We start from the raw sequence: 18,987 nt of genomic DNA on the forward strand, positions 1-18,987 counted from the left end.
TTTACTAGGGCAACCTTCATACTAAGTTTTAAAATTTTGTGAAGGGGAATTAGCCGACAATTTTTTACAGCCTAAAATACTTGATTGATTTGAAATTTCATTTTGGCAAAATATCCTTAAATTAAGACTTAAAAAAAATCCTCCCTTCTGTAAAATAAACAGTTTAAGCAACACGACGACCATTAATAATCGCTGAAGTTAAATGGGGGACTATACCATCATCATGCACTGTAATTAAATCGGCACGTTTGCCAACTTCTAAACTTCCTCTATCGTGAGATAAATTAATAGTTTTAGCTGGATTAATTGTAACTAACTTCATAGCTTCATATAAAGGTTTACCAATTTTATGACTAATAATAAAAATAGATTGTAATAAACTCCGAGGTACATAATCTGAAGAAATTACATCTACTAAATTTTGCTCTACCAATTCCATTGCAGATACATTTCCAGAATGAGAACCTCCTAATACTAAATTCGGCGCTCCCATCAATACTTGTAATCCAGAATTATGAGCTTCTTTTGCCGCTTCTAAAGTAGTTGGAAATTCTGCTAAAACTGCTCCATTTTCTAAAGCTTCTTGCACATGACTTATTGTTGCATCATCGTGAGAAGCGAGAGAAATTTCGTTTTGTTTTGCTAATTCAACTAATGCTTGACGATTTTTAGGAGCATATTGTTGTTGAGTTTCCTGACGATGAACAATAAATTTATTCATTTCTGCTTCGCTAATTCCATACTTACCCATGTAATATTCTTTATATTTTTCCACACTCACAAATTGTCTTTGACCAGGAGTATGATCCATCAAAGACATGAGAGAAAGAAACGGATTATTTGCATATTTTTCCGCAGCAGTAAATATACCTTCAAATGAAACTTCACAGCGTAAATGTAGCCGATGATCTGTCAGAAGTCTACCTGTTTTTTGCCCATCAAAAATAGCTTCAATCATTTCACTAAAACGCTTAACTCGGACAGAATTAGGTTTAATATCTCCAATGGCGATCGCGTCGCAAACTGTTGTAATTCCAGAGCTAATTAAGTCTCGGTCGTGGTAAGATACTGCTGCTGCTAAAGGCCATTTTACGGCAGGGCGAGGAGACATACATTTTTCTAGGTTATCTGTATGAAGTTCTATTAGTCCAGGCATTAAATATTCTCCTTGACCATCTTGACCAATATTAACAATTCCTGGCTGAATTTCGGCTATTTTTCCATCACGAACTATGAGGGTTCCAATAGTTTCTTGGTCTGGTAACTGTAGGCGATAGTTTGTGTAAATTTGTTCGTTCATATTTATTTAATCAACAGTTAATCTTAAATTAACCAATTGGAATTTTTAGTTTCTCTATAGTAACGTAAGCATTCAGCTATTAGCAGTCAGCTATCAGCAATGAGTAATGAATAATTACTTCTCAGGTTGAGAAAGGGGACTTTGCTAGTAACTTTTTCTTCTTTCTCAATTTCAAAGGTTACTTTTACCTTCTCCAAAATTAATAGCTGATAGCCAATAGCTGACGGCTGAATGCTTACATAGTAACTTCAATTTCTGTTAAAATACAGGAGCAGTTTTGAAAGATTGATTTATATGATAGTACATATAGTTTTATTTAAGTGGCATCCAGATACTTCAGCAGAAAATATTGCCTCGGTTATGTCTGCTTTGAAAGGAATGAAAGGGAAAGTACCGGAAATAATTGATATATCTTGTGGGAATAATTTCTCGGAGCTTTCTCAAGGTTTTCAAAATGGTTTAGTAGTGCAATTTAAGGATAAAACTGCTCTTGATGCTTATGCGAAAAATGCCCATCATCAAGAAATTATCAAGAGTTTGATTAAGCCAATTTTGGCAGATAAAATTACTATTGATTATGAAGTTTAACTGTAAGCATTTCCTACGGAATGCTGCGCAAACAGGTGTCAGTTATCAGCCATCAGCTATTAACTTAATTGTCCTTGAAGGAGGAATCAATATTGAAAGATTTAACAGAATTCAAAGTATAAAATAAATAAGCTACTTGCTCACGACTCAATATTACTCAAATCCTCAAACTACTAATTCCTGTTAACGTAGTTCCTCCGGAGGAGGAAAACTGACTGCTAATGGCTGAATACTTATCTTTAACTCTCTTAATTCCTGGGGGGAAGAGAATTCAATAATTGATAATTGATAATTGATAATTATTGCTCTGCTGATTAATTCTAAAAGTATTGACTGATATTGGTTTTAGCGTTTTAGAGTAAAAAAAAGTACCAGCTTTTCGGTGGCAAGAGCTGCATAAAGCTAGTATTTTGGGATAATTATGGCAGAAAAATTGAGAGACAATTCTTAACTCCTACCTCCTCGCTCATTCCCATTTATCCTGTATTTCCCTCCTGGGAGGGGTTAGGGGTGGGTTGTCTCCTGTCTCCTACAAAGAGCAAAAAGACTTTCCATACGCAAACCTTAATTATTAGGTAAAAATATGGCAAAAAGCAGAAGGTTAATTAAGGTTAATTATTGATATTCTATAGTTCCTAATGTTCCATAAACTCTAACTTTATTTTGCGATAAAATATAAAACTTTCAACCTTCTCATTTTTTTCTTTTTCTAGATGTTGTTTTTAAGAAAAACTACCCAATAGTCAAAAAATGATACTGTTCAATGAAAAATGTTTTAAATTCACTATTTGGTCTGGAAAATTGTTTAAGTTTCATTGTAAGCATTTCCTGCGGAATGCTGCGCAAACAGCTATTAACTGTTAGTTCGAGCGCAATAAAACTTTCCTCTGAAGGAAGTGTTTAAATGAATATAGACTTTAACCTCAAAATAACCTGCTTTTGTAAGATTTAATTATCACTGAATTCTGGCTGAATAATACCCCTTAATATGTAAGTATTTCCTGCGGAATGCTGCGCAAACAGCCATAAGCATTCAGCTATCAGCTTTTTAATCAATAAAGCAACCATCGGCTTAATTTCATAATACATTTTCAACTAATTATTGGAAATCTCTCAATTACTTTTTCCTCCTTTAAAGGTAATAAAAAAAGCTGATGGCTGATAGCTGAATGCTTACCTGAATATAGGGTTTAATAAAGCTCAAAAGCAATAGCTGATAGCTGACGGCTAAATGCTTACGTTTCATTAGACATCTTCAAAAATTAAAATAAAATCAATTATCGTACATAAATAAAATAATCAATTATTTATCCTTACTTTGTACGACGTTGTATGCAACCTCCCTACTCTTTTATGGAGACATATATTAGTTAAATTTCAAACATAATTTCTCTGGTACAAAGTCTTCGTTTTACTTCTTCATCATGGAAAATGCCGATTAAACCACAGCCATTAACTAGGCGTTTTTCTAAAAGTTCAATTACTACTTGACGATTGACAGAATCTAGAGCTGATGTTGGTTCATCTAATAATAAAATTGGATAATCAACTGTTAGGCATCTAGCCAGATTAATTCGTTGTTTTTCACCTCCAGAAAAAGTAGTAGGAGAAAGATGCCAAAGACGTTTTGGTAAATTCAATATTTCAAATAATTCTTCAACTTTTTGATAGGCTAATTTTGGCTCAATTCCTAATTCTAATAAAGGTTCTGCTGCTACTTCTAAAGCTGGTACACGAGGAATTACTCGTAAAAATTGACTGACATAACCAATGGTATTTTTTCGTACTTCCAATATTTGATGAGGTGCTAATTTAGGAATATCGACCCAGGTAGATTTATGTTTGATTAAAACCGAACCTTTATCGACTCGATAATTACCGTAAAGGCAACGCATCAATGTAGATTTTCCCGAACCAGACTTACCGGATAAAGCAATACATTCTCCTGGTGTTAAACTGAGAGAAATATTTTTTAATACCGATAATTTTACTCCACCTTGGTTGTGTAAAGTAAAGTTTTTTTCTACAGCTTCTGCTTTTAATAATAAAGAGTTTTCTGGGAAAGTATTTTCTGGCTGATTATTTGCTGTTAGTAGTTGAGTAGTCATTTCAGTTATCAATTATTAGTTATTAGTTATCAGTATATCTTTCTTCAGCAAGAGGATTTAAATCTGGAATATTATGTTTTCTCATCCCTTGAAAAAGGGAAGCTATTCACCATAAATTTTCGGTCATAAATCATTGTTCATATTTGAGTACTGTGAGATGTTGATGGTGAAAATTTTTTTTTGCTTCTCGTAAGTTGGGTAAAACCAAAAAATATGGCAAATATAGCAATAGTTAAAAGTCAAATTATTGCAATAACTGAAACTAGAAAATTTGTAAAGATTCACTTAATATTTAACTACTGTATAGTTGTTTTTGATTTTCATATTGCTGGAACAAACAAAGGGATGAGAATTTTTTCCTAATTCTTTTGCTGGTGTTTTGAGTAGTCGAGGAGTTTCGACCACACTATTTTCTAGCTGATTATTTGCTGTTAGTAGTTGAGTAGTCATCAATAATTTTTCATATTTGAGTACCGTGAAATGCTGATGGTGAAAAATTTGTTTGTTTCCCCTAGATTGGGTCAACTCAAAAGAGGTTAGATAATTTGATAATTCCTTAGTCCGTATTCAACTACTGTATTGTATAGTTGTTTTTGATTTTCATATTGCTGAAAAAAATAAAGGGATGAGAATTTTTTCCTAATTCTTTTGCTGGTGTTTTGAGTAGTCAAGGAGTTTCGACCACACTATTTTCTAGCTGATTATTTGCTGTTAATAGTTGAGTAGTCATCAATAATTTTTCATATTTGAGTACCGTGAAATGCTGATGGTGAAAAATTTGTTTGTTTCCCCTAGATTGGGTCAACTCAAAAGAGGTTAGATAATTTGATAATTCCTATTGCTGGAACAAACAAAGGGATGAGAATTTTTTCCTAATTCTTTTACTTGTGTTTTGAGTAGTCGAGAAGTTGCGACCACACTATTTTATAGCTGATGATTAGTTGTTAGTAGCTGAGTAGTCATCAATAATTTTTCATCTCTAAGTCAGGTAAGATACTAATGCTGAAAAATTGGCTTCTCATAAGTTGGGTAAACTCAAAAAATTTAACAAATATAGCAATAGGTAAAAGTCAAATTTTGGTAGAGATCAGGAATAGGCAAAAGAAAAGATGCACATCAGACAAACTAGGACAAGAAAAGATGTAATTTTGACTTTTGTCATAAATTTTTTTCTTCGCTCTTTCTTCCTTAATATTATGTCCGTTGGCGCAGGTTTGTGTAAACCCAAGCGTGAATATATACAGGAAATTAAACTTTTTTTATTACTCTTAAACCTTCCTGCCTCTTCCTTCTTCCTTCTTCCTTCTTCCCTCTTCCTTACCTCATGGAATTAATGTTGAACTAACTAATTTTTGAGTATAAGAATGTTGAGGGTCATCTAATACTTGGTCAGTCAAACCAGACTCAACAATTTGCCCATTTTTCATTACTAATAAACGGTGAGCAAGTAATCTAATTACCCCTAAATCATGGGTAACTAAAATTACACTTAAACTGAGAGTTCGCACCAGAGAACGAATTAAATCTAATAAACGAGCTTGTACCGAAACATCTAAACCTCCAGTAGGTTCATCCATTAATATTAACCTGGGTTTTGTGACTAAAATACGAGCTAATTGTAAACGTTGTTGCATCCCTCCAGAAAACATTTTTGGTAAGTCATCTATTCTATTAATATCTATTTCTACTTGGTTTAACCAATAAGTTGCTTCTTCCCGAATTTTTCCATAATTTTTTACTCCTATATTCATTAAACGTTCACCAATATTTGCTCCGGCAGTTACGTTCATTCGCAAACCATCACGAGGATTTTGTTGAACAAATCCCCATTCATTTCGCATTAATAAACGGCGACGGGTTTCTGATAGTTTTGGGAGTGTTAATACTTCTCCGCTAGAGGTAGTATAGGTGATATTTCCGCCTTCAATTGGTATGTTTCCTCCAATAGCATTTAATAAAGTAGATTTACCTGAACCTGATTCTCCTACTATTCCTAAAACTTGGGCAGGATAGAGATTGAAAGAAACACGGTCACAAGCTTTTATATTCCTATAAAACTTACTCAATTTTTCAACATTTAATAATGGTTCCATAATTCACCGTGATTTAGTTTTAATTTGGCTTTTATGTAAGCATTCAGCAGTCAGCTATTCCGTAAGAAATGCTTACGTTTTTATACTTCTTTATTTATCTGGAATTTTGGGTTTAATACCCCGCAATTTACCGAATAATTAAGGTTTAAAACCTCTCCTTTAAAGGAGAAACAAGCGGTCGAGGGATGGCGAGGTCTCCTCGCCATATCCAATCGACCAAGAGAGAAAATATTTTCCTTTTATTCAATCCTCTTCTTTTTAGGGAAAGGTAATTATCAATTATTGAAACGGTGTTTACCGAGTAATTAATAATTAATAATTGTTAATTAAATAATTCAGGTTTATTAGCCTCCTCTTTCAAGGGGAAAAAAAGTGCTAGGATATTTCCTTATATTTAATCAAGAACGGTTTTAACCAGAGGTAATTATCCATTATCGATTATCGATTATCAATTAATGAAAATTGGTTGGAGTTATCAGACGCGAAGTGGTGTATCATTTCAGTTATCAGTTAGCCTCCTATCGGAGGAACTGCGTTAACAGTTATCAGTACCTCTAGTTAAAGTATTGGGATTGAAATATTGAACTTGATTTTCTCTTAGTCGGATTGGATATGGCGAGGTTTCCTCGCCATCCCACCCTTCGGGAAGCTCCGCTACGACCGCTTTTTCATCCCCTTGAAAGAGGAGGCTATTGACTTTATTTTTGAGTCAAAGATTATCCCCATCCACTTTTTCCTTTTTCCTTTTTCCTTCTTCCTTCTTCCTTCTTCCTTCTTCCTTCTTCAAGTTTTATTTGCTGTTGATGACAATAATCTGTATCAGAACAGACCCACATTTTATTTCCTAGATCGTCTATCAAAATTTCATCCAAAAAGCTTTCTTTAGAACCGCACAACTCACAAGCTTTATTCCATTTTTCCACAGTAAAAGGATAGTCTTCAAAATCTAAACTTTTTACCTGAGTATAAGGAGGTATTGCATAAATTCGCTTCTCTCTTCCTGCGCCAAAAAGTTGCAAAGCAGGTAAATAATTCATTTTAGGATTATCAAATCGTGGAATAGGAGTCGGACTCATTATATAACGGTCATTTACCATTACTGGATAATCATGGGTTGTAGCAAAATCTCCTAATCTAGTAATATCCTCATACAATTTTACATACATTGCTCCATAATCTTCTAAAGCGTGCATTTTTCTAGTTTCTTTTTCAGAGGGTTCTAACCATCTCAATGGTTCCGGGATAGGCACTTGATAAACAATAATTTGACCTTCCTGAAGTGGAGTTTCTGGAATCCGATGACGAGTTTGAATAATTGTTGCTTCTGTAGTTTTTTCTGTTGTTTCTATTCCACAAACTTTCACAAAAAAACGACGAATATTTACAGCATTTGTTGTATCATCCGCTCCTTGGTCAATTACTTTTAAAATGTCTTTTTTTCCAATAACTGAAGCTGTAACTTGAATGCCACCCGTACCCCATCCATAGGACATTGGCATTTCTCTAGAACCGAAAGGTATTTGATGACCAGGAATAGCAACTGCTTTGAGTAAAGCACGGCGAATAGAACGTTTTGTTTGTTCGTCTAAATAGGCAAAGTTAAAACCACTTTCTGGTGAGTTATTTACTTTGCCATTTGAGCTTTCTAGATTTTGGTTATTTGACATATACAGAATTTACATTAATAGCGAATAGTTCATTCATGGATAATGGATAATTACCTCTGGTTAAAACTGAGACGATTGAATGTAAGGAAATATTATTTTTTCTCTTGGTCTCATGGATATGGCTCCGAGACCCGCTCTTATCAGAGCCACTCCGCTTTATATGTTGCGGAGCAAAACGCCATCCCACCCAACGGGTGCGCTCCGAAGATAGAACTCCGTTCCGAGATGCGCGAACGACCGCTTTTTTACCCTTGAAAGGGGAGGCTAATAAAGCTTTATTAATTGTCTTACTACAAAAGTTGGCTCCCTTGCTCTTAAAGTCAGTTGTTAATTTAAACACTGTCCCATAAGAGAGAGTCTTGTTGCTGAAGTCCGCAGTTCCTCTGTAGGAAGCTAGCTGACAGCTAATAGCGGAATGCTTGCGAATTATTTAATTAATAATTATTAATTTTTCGGTAATAGGTAATAGAAATTCGTAGCAAACATTTATCAAACTGTTACTAGGACTCATGAGTCAGAATAAATAACTTAAATATCAGGTGGTAGTGTATTGTAATAGTCTTACATTGTCATTATTTGTGTTACGAGAATAGTGGGAGTATCTTGCTCCTGTACCAAGTATTCCTTTTTGTTGTTGGCTATATTTATCTCCGAAAAAAAATATCAATACCACTTACCGAATAATTATGGTTTAAAGCCTCTCCTTTAAAGGAGGAAAAAGAAAAAATTTTCCTTTGAGTCAATCCTCTTCTTTTCAAGGAGAGATAATTGTTAATTATTCATTATTTATTGTTTAACACCTAATACCAAGGGTGAAAAAAGAATGCTTAACTTAGACGACACTTCAATCATTAAGTAATTAAGACTAGGGAATAAAATTAGGCAATTAATTTTGCCTAAGCAATTAATTGTTGATTATTAATTATTCATTATTAAATGTGTTCCTTCCTCAGCTTTCTAATTAAATTTATTTCTGCTTGAAAATCAATATAGTGAGGTAATTTTGAATGTTGTACAAACCCTTGAGCTTGAACATTATCTGAGTGATACAAAACAAACTCCGGGTCTTGAGCAGGTCCTTGTATTTCTTCCCCTAATTCTTTAGCTTGCATGGCACGGTCCACTAACGCCATTGACATTGCTTTACGTTCGTTATAGCCAAAAGTTAAACCATAACCACGGGTAAGTTGTGGTGCTGCTTCCTTACTACCTGTAAACATATTTACATTTTCAGCTTCAGTAATAGTAATCTCAGCGATCGCTATTTCAAAACCCAATTCTTCTGGACAAATAAACACCTCAACTTCGCCCATTTTAATTTCTCCAGCGAAGGGATGGGTACGACCATAACCCCTCTGAGTTGAATACCCTAAACTAAGTAAAAAACCCTCATCTGCACGAGCTAAATTTTGTAATCTCGCGTCTCTTTCTGCAGGTAATTTTAGAGGTTTTCTTGTTAAGTCATAAGGTTGTTTGTCATCCTCTACTTTTTCCTCATAAACTAATCCTTCTTTTTCTAGAATATTCATTACTCTGGGAAGGTTTTCATCCAAGTTTAAATTTTGGCTTTGAGGTGGAGTAGAGCTATTTCCTTCCGCAGCTAATTTAAAGTCTAATAGTCGATGAATATAATCAAAAGTTGGTCCTAAATATTGACCTCCGGGAATATCTTTAAATATTGCAGAAATTCGCCGTCGAATCTTCATTTTGCTAGTATCCAATGGTTGACTATAATACAGTCTTGGTAAAGTAGTTCGATATGCTCTTAATAAAAATATTGCTTCAACTAAATCACCCCATGATTGTTTAATTGCTAAAGCAGCTAAGTCTGCATCGTATAGGGCACCTTCGCACATAACTCTATCAACTGCGAGGGTAAGTTGTTGTTTAATTTGCTCTAAACTTAGTTCAGAAATATTGGGGTCTCCCCGCCGCAAAGCTTGCAATAGTGCTTCGGCATTTTTGATTGCTTCTTCTCCACCTTTTACTGCTACATAAGCCATGTTTTTTTACCTCAAATTTACATCTTAATTTGCCATTTTTTTGTAAGCATTCAGCGGTCAGCATTCAGGGTTTCAGCTATCCTCCTATGGTCGAAACTGTGTTATCAGCTTCATTACCTTTTATTGACAATTAAAGCTCGTTGTTTTTGTGCTTCAATTTTCTGGTTAAAAATGTAGTAAAACTTAAGCAAATGCTTGCTTCATTCGTTAAAGATATAGCGTTTCTCAGTAAGCGTGAGATACACTCTTATCTTTACTTTACTGTTGCCTGTTGCCTAGAGTTTTCTACCTCACTCTTTTTGGGAATTGCTATATCAGAGCTAACTCCTAATAGCTGTTTACTGAATAATTAATAATTAATAATATAATAATTCTGGTTTAAAGCCGACCCTTTTAAGAGGAAAAAGCGGTCGAGGGATGGCGATCTTCGGAGCAGCTCTGATAAGAGCGGGTCTCGGAGCCATATCCAATGGACCAAGAGAATAAATAATATTTCCTTATATTCAATTCCGTAACGGTTTTAACCCGAAGTAATTATCAATTATCAATTAATGAAGTAGCATTCCACAGGAAATACTTACATTTTTACTAATCTACTTTTAGTTGTTCTTGGTAAACCAATAACTGTATTTTGAGCAAAGAAAAATATATCTACTCCCAGAGGATAATTGTTAAAGTTAACTTCCCATTCAGACCAGAAAAAATCCGGTAATTTCGGAATTGAAATTGCTATTTCTTCTAAAATTCCCGGTCCGGTTAATATTACTTTATCGCCCGATTCTAAATTCGACCCTTGCACAAATAAAGTAGTTGAATTTTCTGGTTCTTCTGCTGTACCATGATGAAAATTTGATAGGTTGGGAATAGTTTGAATATTCTTAATTACAGCAAAGTCAGCAATTTGAGAATTGTTGGTAAAATGACAACCTGTGTGAAACAATAACCAAGCTTTTACATCTTGATGAAAATCTGAACTTAACCATACTTTTGTTTCCAAATCTAACATTGTTAAACAGGCAGCAGCACAAGCTATATTCAAGTCAGATGGTGGTGTTAATTTAGCATCTATTTGTTGATGCTTTCCTGGATAAGATAAGGCATTTAGTAGATTGAGAAAGGTTCTTTGAGAATCATCTACAATATCAGGCAATCCTGGTAGTTTAGTAATCATAAAAAAAGGAAGAATAAAGAAGGAAGAATAAAGAAGGAAGAAGGAAGAAGAAAAAATCTTAGCTTTGTGTTAGTTTTAAGTTTTTGATTTATCCTCACCTTTCCTTCGACTGCTCTAAAATTTTATTTTTGATAATTGCTGTATACCGCTTCTAGATTTTAATGACTTAAAAAAGCAAATAATCTTCTAGGTTTCGTGGTTGAAAAATTTCAGTGTAATCTTTTTTTTTTGAGAATAAAGCTTGAATTTGTAACGGGTGCATCTCAATATTTGCCAAAATACTTTTTTCCTATATATTCGCTGTTGCCTTTTGCCTTCCGGAGCTGTTGCCTAAAAGCGATAAATTTTTGGCTTTATTCACGCATTGAGATGCTCCCTTTGTAACTTGATATCTTCATCAAAAAATCATAATTAACAACAGAAATAGCACTAATAATACACCTCACACAAAAATTGATTAGTCCCCTCTGGCAATAGTAAAAAAATTAACTTTCGTAGCTTCTGTTTGTAGTTGTTGAATTTCCTTTTTTTGATTAACTTCTGCTTCAATAAATTCAAGAACGACAGACTTTACAATATCATGCCATTCAGGCAGTTGCATTAAACCATCGCACAGAGCAGCAAGTTCAGCATGACGATGCGATCGCCCTGCCACATAACCAAAACCCATAACATCCTCTATCTTGACTGTACAACGAGTAATAGTTATTTCCCCTAGATTAAATATTTGTCCCGTTCCACCAGCGCGACCTCGCACCATTGTCAGACCTATTTCTGGTGGCCTTATAAAGTTGTATGTAGGCAATTCGCCCATCTGTGCAACTTTTGTCTCTAATTGCTTCAAATTAGATTTAGCTAAGGTTTTGATCCATCCCTGTCGCATTTCTGTTTGAATGTCCATAGATTGGTTTTCCAGTCCAATTAACTAGAGCAATATTTGTCTATACAAATTCCCATATATACAATATATAATAGATATATACTTTTTATCCAAAAAAACTAACTGCTACATTTTGATCGTCAATTATGGTCAAAATATTAGTATTCAATTATCAAGTAAACGCCCATTTCTCAAAGTAATTTCTGGCAATTTAGGTGGTGGGGGTGAAATCTCTATTGTCTGAATATTTTGAATAGGTATGACTAAGAGTCGATCTTCCAACTCAATTATCAATTCTCTGGAACTCATGACTTTTTGCAGATAACTGGCCAAGTTGGGCATATTTTTTTCTAATTCTGGAAAAAACTCAAAACTTTGTTCAATACCGTTAGTATATTTAACTGTAAGAGTGAATTTTATTGATTTACTCATATTCCTGTACCTATTGCCCTTGATAATTGTTGGCTGCTCCACAATATTTATCTAAACTAGAAAAATATTAAACATAAATATATCTAAATATATTCAAGATGCCATGAGCCGTGAAATATTACCAGTTTATACTCGAATTGCTGAAGAATTACGCCAAAATATTCATCAAGGAATCTATAAAGTAGGAGATAAGTTACCAACTGAAGCTCAACTGAGCGAATATTTTTCTGTTAACCGTCATACATTGCGTAGGGCGATCGCCATTCTCAAAATTGAAGGGTTAGTGAGAGTGGACCGAGGTCGTGGGACTTTTGTCGTTGGTACACCCATTAAGTATTTTATAGGTAAAAGGGTACGCTATAATCAAACTCTTATGGCCCAAGGCCAAAAGCCTCGTTTTAGATTATTGCAAGTGGTTGAAATACCTGCTGATGCTTCTATTGCTAAAGGATTAGAAGTAGAAATAGGTACTCCTGTAGCTTTAATTGAACGTTTAGCATTTGCAGACGATCAACCTATTAATATTTGTAGTAGTCATTTTCCTTTAGCTCGTTTTCCAGGAATTATACAGGAGGAAGCAATTGAATTTTTGCAAGAGAAAGGTTCAATTTCTCAGTTGTTAAGGGAAAAATATAATAGCGATCATATTCGTCGTACAACTCATGTTTATGCTCGTATAGTCAGACATGAAGATGCTTCTGTGTTGGAAGTTCCTCTGAATCATCCTATTTTGTTAGCAGAGTCAATTAATGTCAATCAGGATGGCAATATTATTGAATATGGGGTGACTAGATTTAGAGGCGATCGGATGGAGTTGGTCTTTGAAAATGAATGAGCTTGAATATTTAAGATTGTTGAGAAAAACCTGAATCTTTCTTGATTTTTTCCAGCTGTTCCCATAGTTCCTGAATCTGTAGATAAGCAGAGCTTATTGAAATTTTTCCTGATGTTTGTAAACCACTTATATAACTTATTTTATGAGAAAATTCTTGTAATTTCGCATTGAAATTGATATTTGCTGGAGTTGCTTGTCCGTAATAGGGACTTTGTGGATATAGAAATTCACCCTTTTTCATTTCAGCTGTTCCTTAGTTTATTTCAAAAATTTTAAGTTTATTTTTTATCTTAATATAAAGCATATTATATCAATTTTGATTTGCCAATTTTTAAAGTCTTTGATTTGAGTTAATAACTATTAACTTTTTGTCAAATAAATATACTTCTTTACTGAATAATTAAGGTTTAAAGCCTCTCACTCGCTGTGGAGAAACAAGCGGTCGTTTGCGGAGCATTCCGTAGGATGGGATGGCGTTCGCGTAGCGTCCCGGAGGGAACGGTCTCCTCGCCATATCCAATCGACCAAGAGAGAAAAATTTTTCATGATTAGTCAATCCTATCCGTTTTCAAGGAGAGGTAATTATTAATTATTAATTATTAATTATTAATTGTTGAAAGTACTTTTACTCTTGGATTTAGTAGATATAAGTGTTAAAGTTTCTAGAGTTGAATCTACAAAGAAATAACTTTGATATAGAATCCGGTTATAAAGTATATGTTGATAATTCTATCCACACTTCAATATTCAATTTCCCCACCTCCTCATCTTCCTATCTCTCCCAACTATATAATAGGTATTCAAACTGATTTTATCTGATTTGTTGCAGTAACAGAATCAGCTTTTTTCAGTTACTTTTTGAGATTTAAGTAGACGGACATACATAATTAGTCATATCATGTCCGCACTTTATCGTTTGTGTAAACTCAAGGGTGAATATCTACAAAAAATTTAAGTTTTTTTGGACTTTTAAGTCTTCTGTTCTAGATAACTAAAGCCTTCTTCCCTCTTCCTTCTTCCTTAAAAATCTGGTTTTTAATTATGAAAAATAAGAGTCATACAAAATCATATTTTCGGAAAATTTTATACAACTCTTCTATGCAATATTAATCTTCAAGCAAGATTTATCTAATTGTATAATCAAATATTTTTATGGTCTGAATTATTTTCAGAGTCTGTACCTATTCCTAAATTTTCCTTAGAATTTCTCAACTGTTTCCAAAGTTCTTTGATTTGCTCGTAAGCTTCTTCAGGAGAAATTTTTCCACCAGTTTCTAAGCCACAAATTATACTCACTCGTTGAGCAAATTCTTGCAGATTTGAATTAAACACTAAGTTTTCTGGGGTGAAATTACCTTGATATCGACTGCGGGGGTACAAAAAATCATCATCAATTGCCATTTTTTTTTCCTCATAAATATCCTAAATTTGATTTAAGCTTAAAAATGAAAAATAGAATTAACTATTTACATTAACTGTTACTCCAGCCAATCTACATTTTATCTAGTTATATCATGTCCGTTGGTATCATTTGTGTAAAAGTTAGCGTGGATATCTACAGGAAATTTAAGTTTTTTTCTTGCCTGTTGCTTTCCGGAGCTGTTGCCTGTTGCCTATTTACTATACAAGACCGATGCTACCGGACATGATATTATATCAAATCCGGTTAAATACCCTCACAATCAATAGACATCTCCAGAAAATAGGGAATAGGGGGAAATAATTGATAATTTATGTACGATAATTGATTTTATTTTTGATTTTTGGAGTTCTCTAATAGCTTAAAACCCTGATTATTACGTTATATAGAATCCGGTTATACAGTATATATTTATAATTCTATCGACACTTCAATATTAAACAATATTAAATCAGACCATCTCCCCAAATTCCCCTCCACCGGAGGGGTCAGGGGTGGGTTCCCATCTCCCCATCTCCCCAAATTCCCCTCCACCGGAGGGGTCAGGGGTGGGTTCCCATCTCCCCATCTAAATTACACTGATGCTACCGAAGAGGATAATACCTAGCTAAAAACTTCTCAGCATCAGAGCGATCGCTCACCACCCCATCCAAAGTAGCAGCTAAAAGAGCATCCAACATTAACTTAAACTCACGTCCCGGTTTATATCCCATTTCCTTCAAATCATTTCCATTCAAAACAGGTTTAATATTCGCCCACTGAGTCAAATATTGCCAAACCTTACGTCGCACCCAACGCTCGCATTGTACCGCAATTAAAATCAACATCGGCAAGTCATACTCCCTCAACAACCACACCACCTGACTCGGAGTATTACATTCTGGCAAACTCTCCATCACCTTACCCTTTGCCAATTCCAACTGCTCCAGTCGCTTCACACTATCCACAGGCAACTGCAAATTTTTCCCCACCAAACCCCGATAGTCAGACTCCAAATAAGCAATCAAAACCTCCAACCGCATTTGCCAGTGAGATAAACTTTTCTGGGCATCAAAACGTTGCAGACACCTATCCATCAAACATACCTGCTGCCACAATTTCCGGTCTAGCTCCATAGTTGGATGCAGACAACGCAACGCCCCCAGACTTCCCAATAACTTTAAAGCAGGTTTCCAGTAGAGAGCTTGCAAAATATATTTCAACTCACTTTTGAGTCGAGTTTCCAAAGCAGGCACCCTTCTATTTTTTCCCGCCTTCCCAAAATTTTCGCGGTCATAAACCCCACTATTAATAGCGTAACGAATATACTCCTCTGTTTTTGCTTCAATTTCAAATCCTAATCTCACAGCAAACCGCACCGCTCGATAAATACGAGTAGGGTCCTCAATAAAACTGTTGGCGTGCAACACCCGCATTTGTTTCGCCTGCAAGTCTGACAACCCACCAAAAAAATCAAGCAATTCTCCAGCACGAGGTTCAGTCAGTCGTGCTGCCAAAGCATTAATAGTAAAATCTCGGCGATACAAGTCTTGACGAATTGAACTTGCTTCAACTTCTGGGTTAGCTGCTGGATAGGGATAAAATTCTGTGCGAGCAGTGGCAATATCTATCCACAGGGACTCTAACACCAGGTCATTGTGCCAAAGCAACGCAGCAGTTTTAAATTGACCGTGAACTTCCAAACGTGCTGTGGGGTAAATTTTTTGCAGTGCTTTTGCCAACTCCACCGCAGGAGCTTTTTCTGCTGACTCAGAGTGACAACCATCTACAACTAAATCTATATCTGTTAACAGTAAAGTCTCATCAAATTTTGATAATAATAAATCTCGCACCCCTCCACCAATTAGATATAGTTGCCAACCTCGTTTTTCTGCCAACTCAGCAACACAGGTGAGTAGTTGCCAAAGTTGAGGTGCAAGACGTTCTTGTAAAAGTTCGGCAACTGATTTACAAGTTTCACCAGGTATGCAGCCAAGTTGTATATTTTGCAGGGGTTGTTGTTGATGCAACTCCCGTAAAACATCAGTGCGGGTAACTATTCCGACTAAACGGTTATTTTCCAATACAGGCAACCGCCCAATATCATAAGTAACCATCAATTCTTCTATTTCTGGGAGTGTGGTTTTTGGGGAAATAGTTTTGAGTTGGGGAGTCATGTAACCTTTGACTGGAGCATGACTAAAACCATGGTGGAGGGCGATGTCAAGATCTCGCCGAGTAATAATTCCGACTAATTCTCTGGATGAGTCTACTACTGATAAACCAGAATGACCGTAACGTAATAGTATGCGGTGAGCTTCTTCTATAGATGTCTCAGGAGGAATGGTGCGAACTGGAGATGACATCAAATCTCTGGCGGTGGGAGGTTGAGGAATTTGATTTTTGAGTTGGTCTACCAGTTTTTCCAGGGTTGCTTCAGGGTTACTATCTCGGAGACTAACTGCTGCTGCTCGGAGATGACCTCCACCACCGAGAGGTTGTAATAGTTCGTTGAGGTTGGTGTCTGGGATACGCGATCGCCCGATAATACTTAAGCTTTTTTCTGTTGTATCTTTGAGGGAGTGGGTATGAGCTAGGAGGAGAGCGTCTATTTCTGTCAAGTCTATTAAACTAGAAGCTAAACTGGATAAACCGGGAACATATTCATCTGTGTGTAATAGTATCCACCCTATTTGATAATTTCTCACGGTGGAGCGTTGGATATTTTCCAGAGCTATTTTCAATAAATCTTGCAGTTGTGGTGACAAACCAGGTTGAATATATTCGGCGATCGCGGGTAAATTTGCCCCTTGCTGCATTAACCATGCTAAAGCTGCTGCATCTCGTGGTGTTGTATGGTCAAAAGTCAGGGAACCAGTATCAGCATGGATACCTAAAGCCATAATTGTTGCTTCTGCTGGAGTTAAGACCGGGGTGGGTTGATTTTGGAGAGTCTGGAGTTTTTCTGCGATGAGGGTTGTGGTTGCTCCCACTGCTTCTATATAAGTTTGGGTAGCTGGAATATCGGTTTGAATTTCACAGTGATGGTCGTAGATGATAATTTCTGATAGGTGGGGTAGGTCTAACCATTGGGCAGTTTTTCCAAGTCGGGAGCGAGTTTGAGTATCGACGATAAATATGGAGCGGATTTGTTTTGGGTTGACAGAGCGGCGTTCGATGATGGCAAATTCGTCTCGATGGAGAGCGAGAAATTGTTTGACAGTGGGGTAACAACCACCAGTTATTACGAGGCGACTACCTGGGTGGAGGTGAGTTAGTCCGACGGCGGCACCGAGGGCGTCGAAGTCTGCGGTTGTGTGGCATAAGATTATGTTCATTTCATATATTAAGTCAAAAGTCGTAGGGGCGAATGGCATTCGCCCTTACAAAAGTCAAAAGTGAGATTTTATAGGCTTAAAAATTTTAGGATAGCATAAATAATTAAGTCATCTTTAGATTACTAAAGGTAACTGATTTATTATAGCTAATTAATAAGACTTGATATTATTTCTATAGGATGAGATTGTTGAATAAATTCACAGAATTCGTCAAGAATACTCTCGTTCATTCAACCACGATATCGAAGCCATATTTGCTGATTTACAAAAGAAGCAAGCGGAAAGTGGCATGAAAGTTGTGGATTTATCTCGAAAGTCTGGTATAATAAAACATTGGAACAATAAAAAACTTATGATTGCTCAACCCCAAGATTATCACAAAATTAGCGCAGAAGAATATCTAGAATGGGAAGCTAAACAGGAATTTCGCCATGAATATGTAGACGGTGAAGTTTTAGCTATGACTGGGGGAACTATTCCTCATACTAAAATTTACCTCAATTTCTACAGAGCTTTGTATCCTCATTTGAGTAAAAGAGGTTGTGAAGCTTATGTTTCAGATGTGAAAGTTCAGGATAGTAAAAATAATCGTTATTTTTATCCCGATCTAGTGGTTACTTGTAATGCTGAGGATTTAAAATCTCGTGACTTTATTAAACATCCTAAAGTCATTGTTGAGGTGCTTTCCCCTAGTACAGGAAAATACGATCGCGGCGATAAGTTGAAATATTATCATCAATTTCCTAGTTTGCAAGAATATGTTTTAGTAGATTCAGAGTCAATTTATGTAGAAATTTATCAACGTGGGGAAGGAAAAATTTGGAATTATTGTGGATATACAGAAGGTGAGTCTATTACATTAGAGAGTATTGAATTTACTTCTGCTATTGAAGTTTTATACGAAGGAGTTAATTTTGAAGTTCCAGAAAAGAGGGAGCAAGTGTAGGTTGGGTATCGGAACGTTAGCGCCAGCTTATCCGTTAGGATAAACCCAACTCAACCTAACCAGAATAAAGCGTTTGTTGGGTAGAACGAAGTGAAACTCAACCTACATTACTGATACCGTTGGGCAAGAAGAAACGTAGTGCTACATTGTCGTTTCACTTATCAGTAGCGATCGCTGTCTCTTATACCAATTTGAAAAAAGTACGGTAGAACAATGGTAAGTCAAAA

General features: G+C 35.6%; 16 protein-coding genes. 3 read left to right on the forward strand and 13 right to left on the reverse strand.

Features of this window, described 5'->3' with window-relative positions; translation table 11 throughout:
• Positions 1-163: 163 nt before the first annotated feature.
• Positions 164-1,300 (reverse strand): phosphonate metabolism protein PhnM, encoded by a 1,137-nt coding sequence (gene phnM / locus F6K15_RS01525; protein WP_293056215.1) that lies wholly within the window; start codon positions 1,298-1,300, stop codon positions 164-166.
• A 294-nt stretch (positions 1,301-1,594) separates the two neighbouring features.
• Between phnM and F6K15_RS01530 the strand changes: the two genes are divergently transcribed.
• A complete protein-coding gene (locus F6K15_RS01530) occupies positions 1,595-1,888 on the forward strand; it encodes a Dabb family protein (protein ID WP_293056218.1) in 294 nt (97 codons plus the stop codon).
• Positions 1,889-3,258: 1,370 nt separating this feature from the next.
• On the opposite strand, the gene phnL is transcribed toward F6K15_RS01530, so the two are convergent.
• From phnL to F6K15_RS01575, 9 genes are all read right to left on the reverse strand, one after another.
• A complete protein-coding gene (phnL, locus tag F6K15_RS01535) occupies positions 3,259-3,996 on the reverse strand; it encodes a phosphonate C-P lyase system protein PhnL (RefSeq protein WP_293056220.1) in 738 nt (245 codons plus the stop codon).
• A 285-nt stretch (positions 3,997-4,281) separates the two neighbouring features.
• Positions 4,282-4,446 (reverse strand): hypothetical protein, encoded by a 165-nt coding sequence (locus F6K15_RS01540; RefSeq protein ID WP_293056222.1) that lies wholly within the window; start codon positions 4,444-4,446, stop codon positions 4,282-4,284.
• A gap of 217 nt (positions 4,447-4,663) precedes the next feature.
• On the reverse strand, positions 4,664-4,801 hold the full coding sequence (locus tag F6K15_RS01545) for a hypothetical protein (protein WP_293056224.1): 138 nt from the start codon (positions 4,799-4,801) through the stop codon (positions 4,664-4,666).
• Between the two features lie 517 nt (positions 4,802-5,318).
• The gene (gene phnK, locus F6K15_RS01550; RefSeq protein ID WP_293056226.1) at positions 5,319-6,089 is read right to left on the reverse strand and encodes a phosphonate C-P lyase system protein PhnK; all 771 of its coding nucleotides are present in this window, start codon (positions 6,087-6,089) and stop codon (positions 5,319-5,321) included.
• A gap of 716 nt (positions 6,090-6,805) precedes the next feature.
• The gene (locus F6K15_RS01555) at positions 6,806-7,756 is read right to left on the reverse strand and encodes an alpha-D-ribose 1-methylphosphonate 5-phosphate C-P-lyase PhnJ (protein ID WP_293056228.1); all 951 of its coding nucleotides are present in this window, start codon (positions 7,754-7,756) and stop codon (positions 6,806-6,808) included.
• Between the two features lie 932 nt (positions 7,757-8,688).
• On the reverse strand, positions 8,689-9,759 hold the full coding sequence (locus F6K15_RS01560; protein ID WP_293056230.1) for a carbon-phosphorus lyase complex subunit PhnI: 1,071 nt from the start codon (positions 9,757-9,759) through the stop codon (positions 8,689-8,691).
• Positions 9,760-10,336: 577 nt separating this feature from the next.
• The gene (gene phnH / locus F6K15_RS01565; RefSeq protein WP_293056232.1) at positions 10,337-10,930 is read right to left on the reverse strand and encodes a phosphonate C-P lyase system protein PhnH; all 594 of its coding nucleotides are present in this window, start codon (positions 10,928-10,930) and stop codon (positions 10,337-10,339) included.
• A gap of 457 nt (positions 10,931-11,387) precedes the next feature.
• Positions 11,388-11,831: a phosphonate C-P lyase system protein PhnG gene (gene phnG / locus F6K15_RS01570; protein ID WP_293056234.1), complete on the reverse strand. Its 444-nt coding sequence runs from the start codon at positions 11,829-11,831 to the stop codon at positions 11,388-11,390.
• A gap of 144 nt (positions 11,832-11,975) precedes the next feature.
• On the reverse strand, positions 11,976-12,242 hold the full coding sequence (locus F6K15_RS01575; protein ID WP_293056236.1) for a hypothetical protein: 267 nt from the start codon (positions 12,240-12,242) through the stop codon (positions 11,976-11,978).
• Positions 12,243-12,345: 103 nt separating this feature from the next.
• Here F6K15_RS01575 and phnF point away from each other — a divergent pair, with 103 nt between their 5' ends.
• A complete protein-coding gene (phnF, locus tag F6K15_RS01580; protein ID WP_293056238.1) occupies positions 12,346-13,077 on the forward strand; it encodes a phosphonate metabolism transcriptional regulator PhnF in 732 nt (243 codons plus the stop codon).
• Between the two features lie 10 nt (positions 13,078-13,087).
• Here phnF and F6K15_RS01585 read toward each other — a convergent pair whose 3' ends face one another.
• The 3 genes from F6K15_RS01585 to F6K15_RS01595 form a co-directional block, all read right to left on the reverse strand.
• Positions 13,088-13,318 (reverse strand): hypothetical protein, encoded by a 231-nt coding sequence (locus F6K15_RS01585; protein WP_293056240.1) that lies wholly within the window; start codon positions 13,316-13,318, stop codon positions 13,088-13,090.
• A gap of 899 nt (positions 13,319-14,217) precedes the next feature.
• A complete protein-coding gene (locus F6K15_RS01590) occupies positions 14,218-14,478 on the reverse strand; it encodes a hypothetical protein (protein ID WP_293056242.1) in 261 nt (86 codons plus the stop codon).
• A gap of 603 nt (positions 14,479-15,081) precedes the next feature.
• Positions 15,082-17,814, reverse strand: a complete 2,733-nt coding sequence (locus F6K15_RS01595) for a CBS domain-containing protein (protein WP_293056244.1) — start codon at positions 17,812-17,814, stop codon at positions 15,082-15,084.
• Positions 17,815-18,166: 352 nt separating this feature from the next.
• Between F6K15_RS01595 and F6K15_RS01600 the strand changes: the two genes are divergently transcribed.
• The gene (locus F6K15_RS01600; protein WP_293056246.1) at positions 18,167-18,760 is read left to right on the forward strand and encodes a Uma2 family endonuclease; all 594 of its coding nucleotides are present in this window, start codon (positions 18,167-18,169) and stop codon (positions 18,758-18,760) included.
• Positions 18,761-18,987: the final 227 nt, after the last annotated feature.

The sequence above is a fragment of the Okeania sp. SIO2B3 genome (assembly GCF_010672525.1).
Taxonomy (GTDB): domain Bacteria; phylum Cyanobacteriota; class Cyanobacteriia; order Cyanobacteriales; family Microcoleaceae; genus Okeania.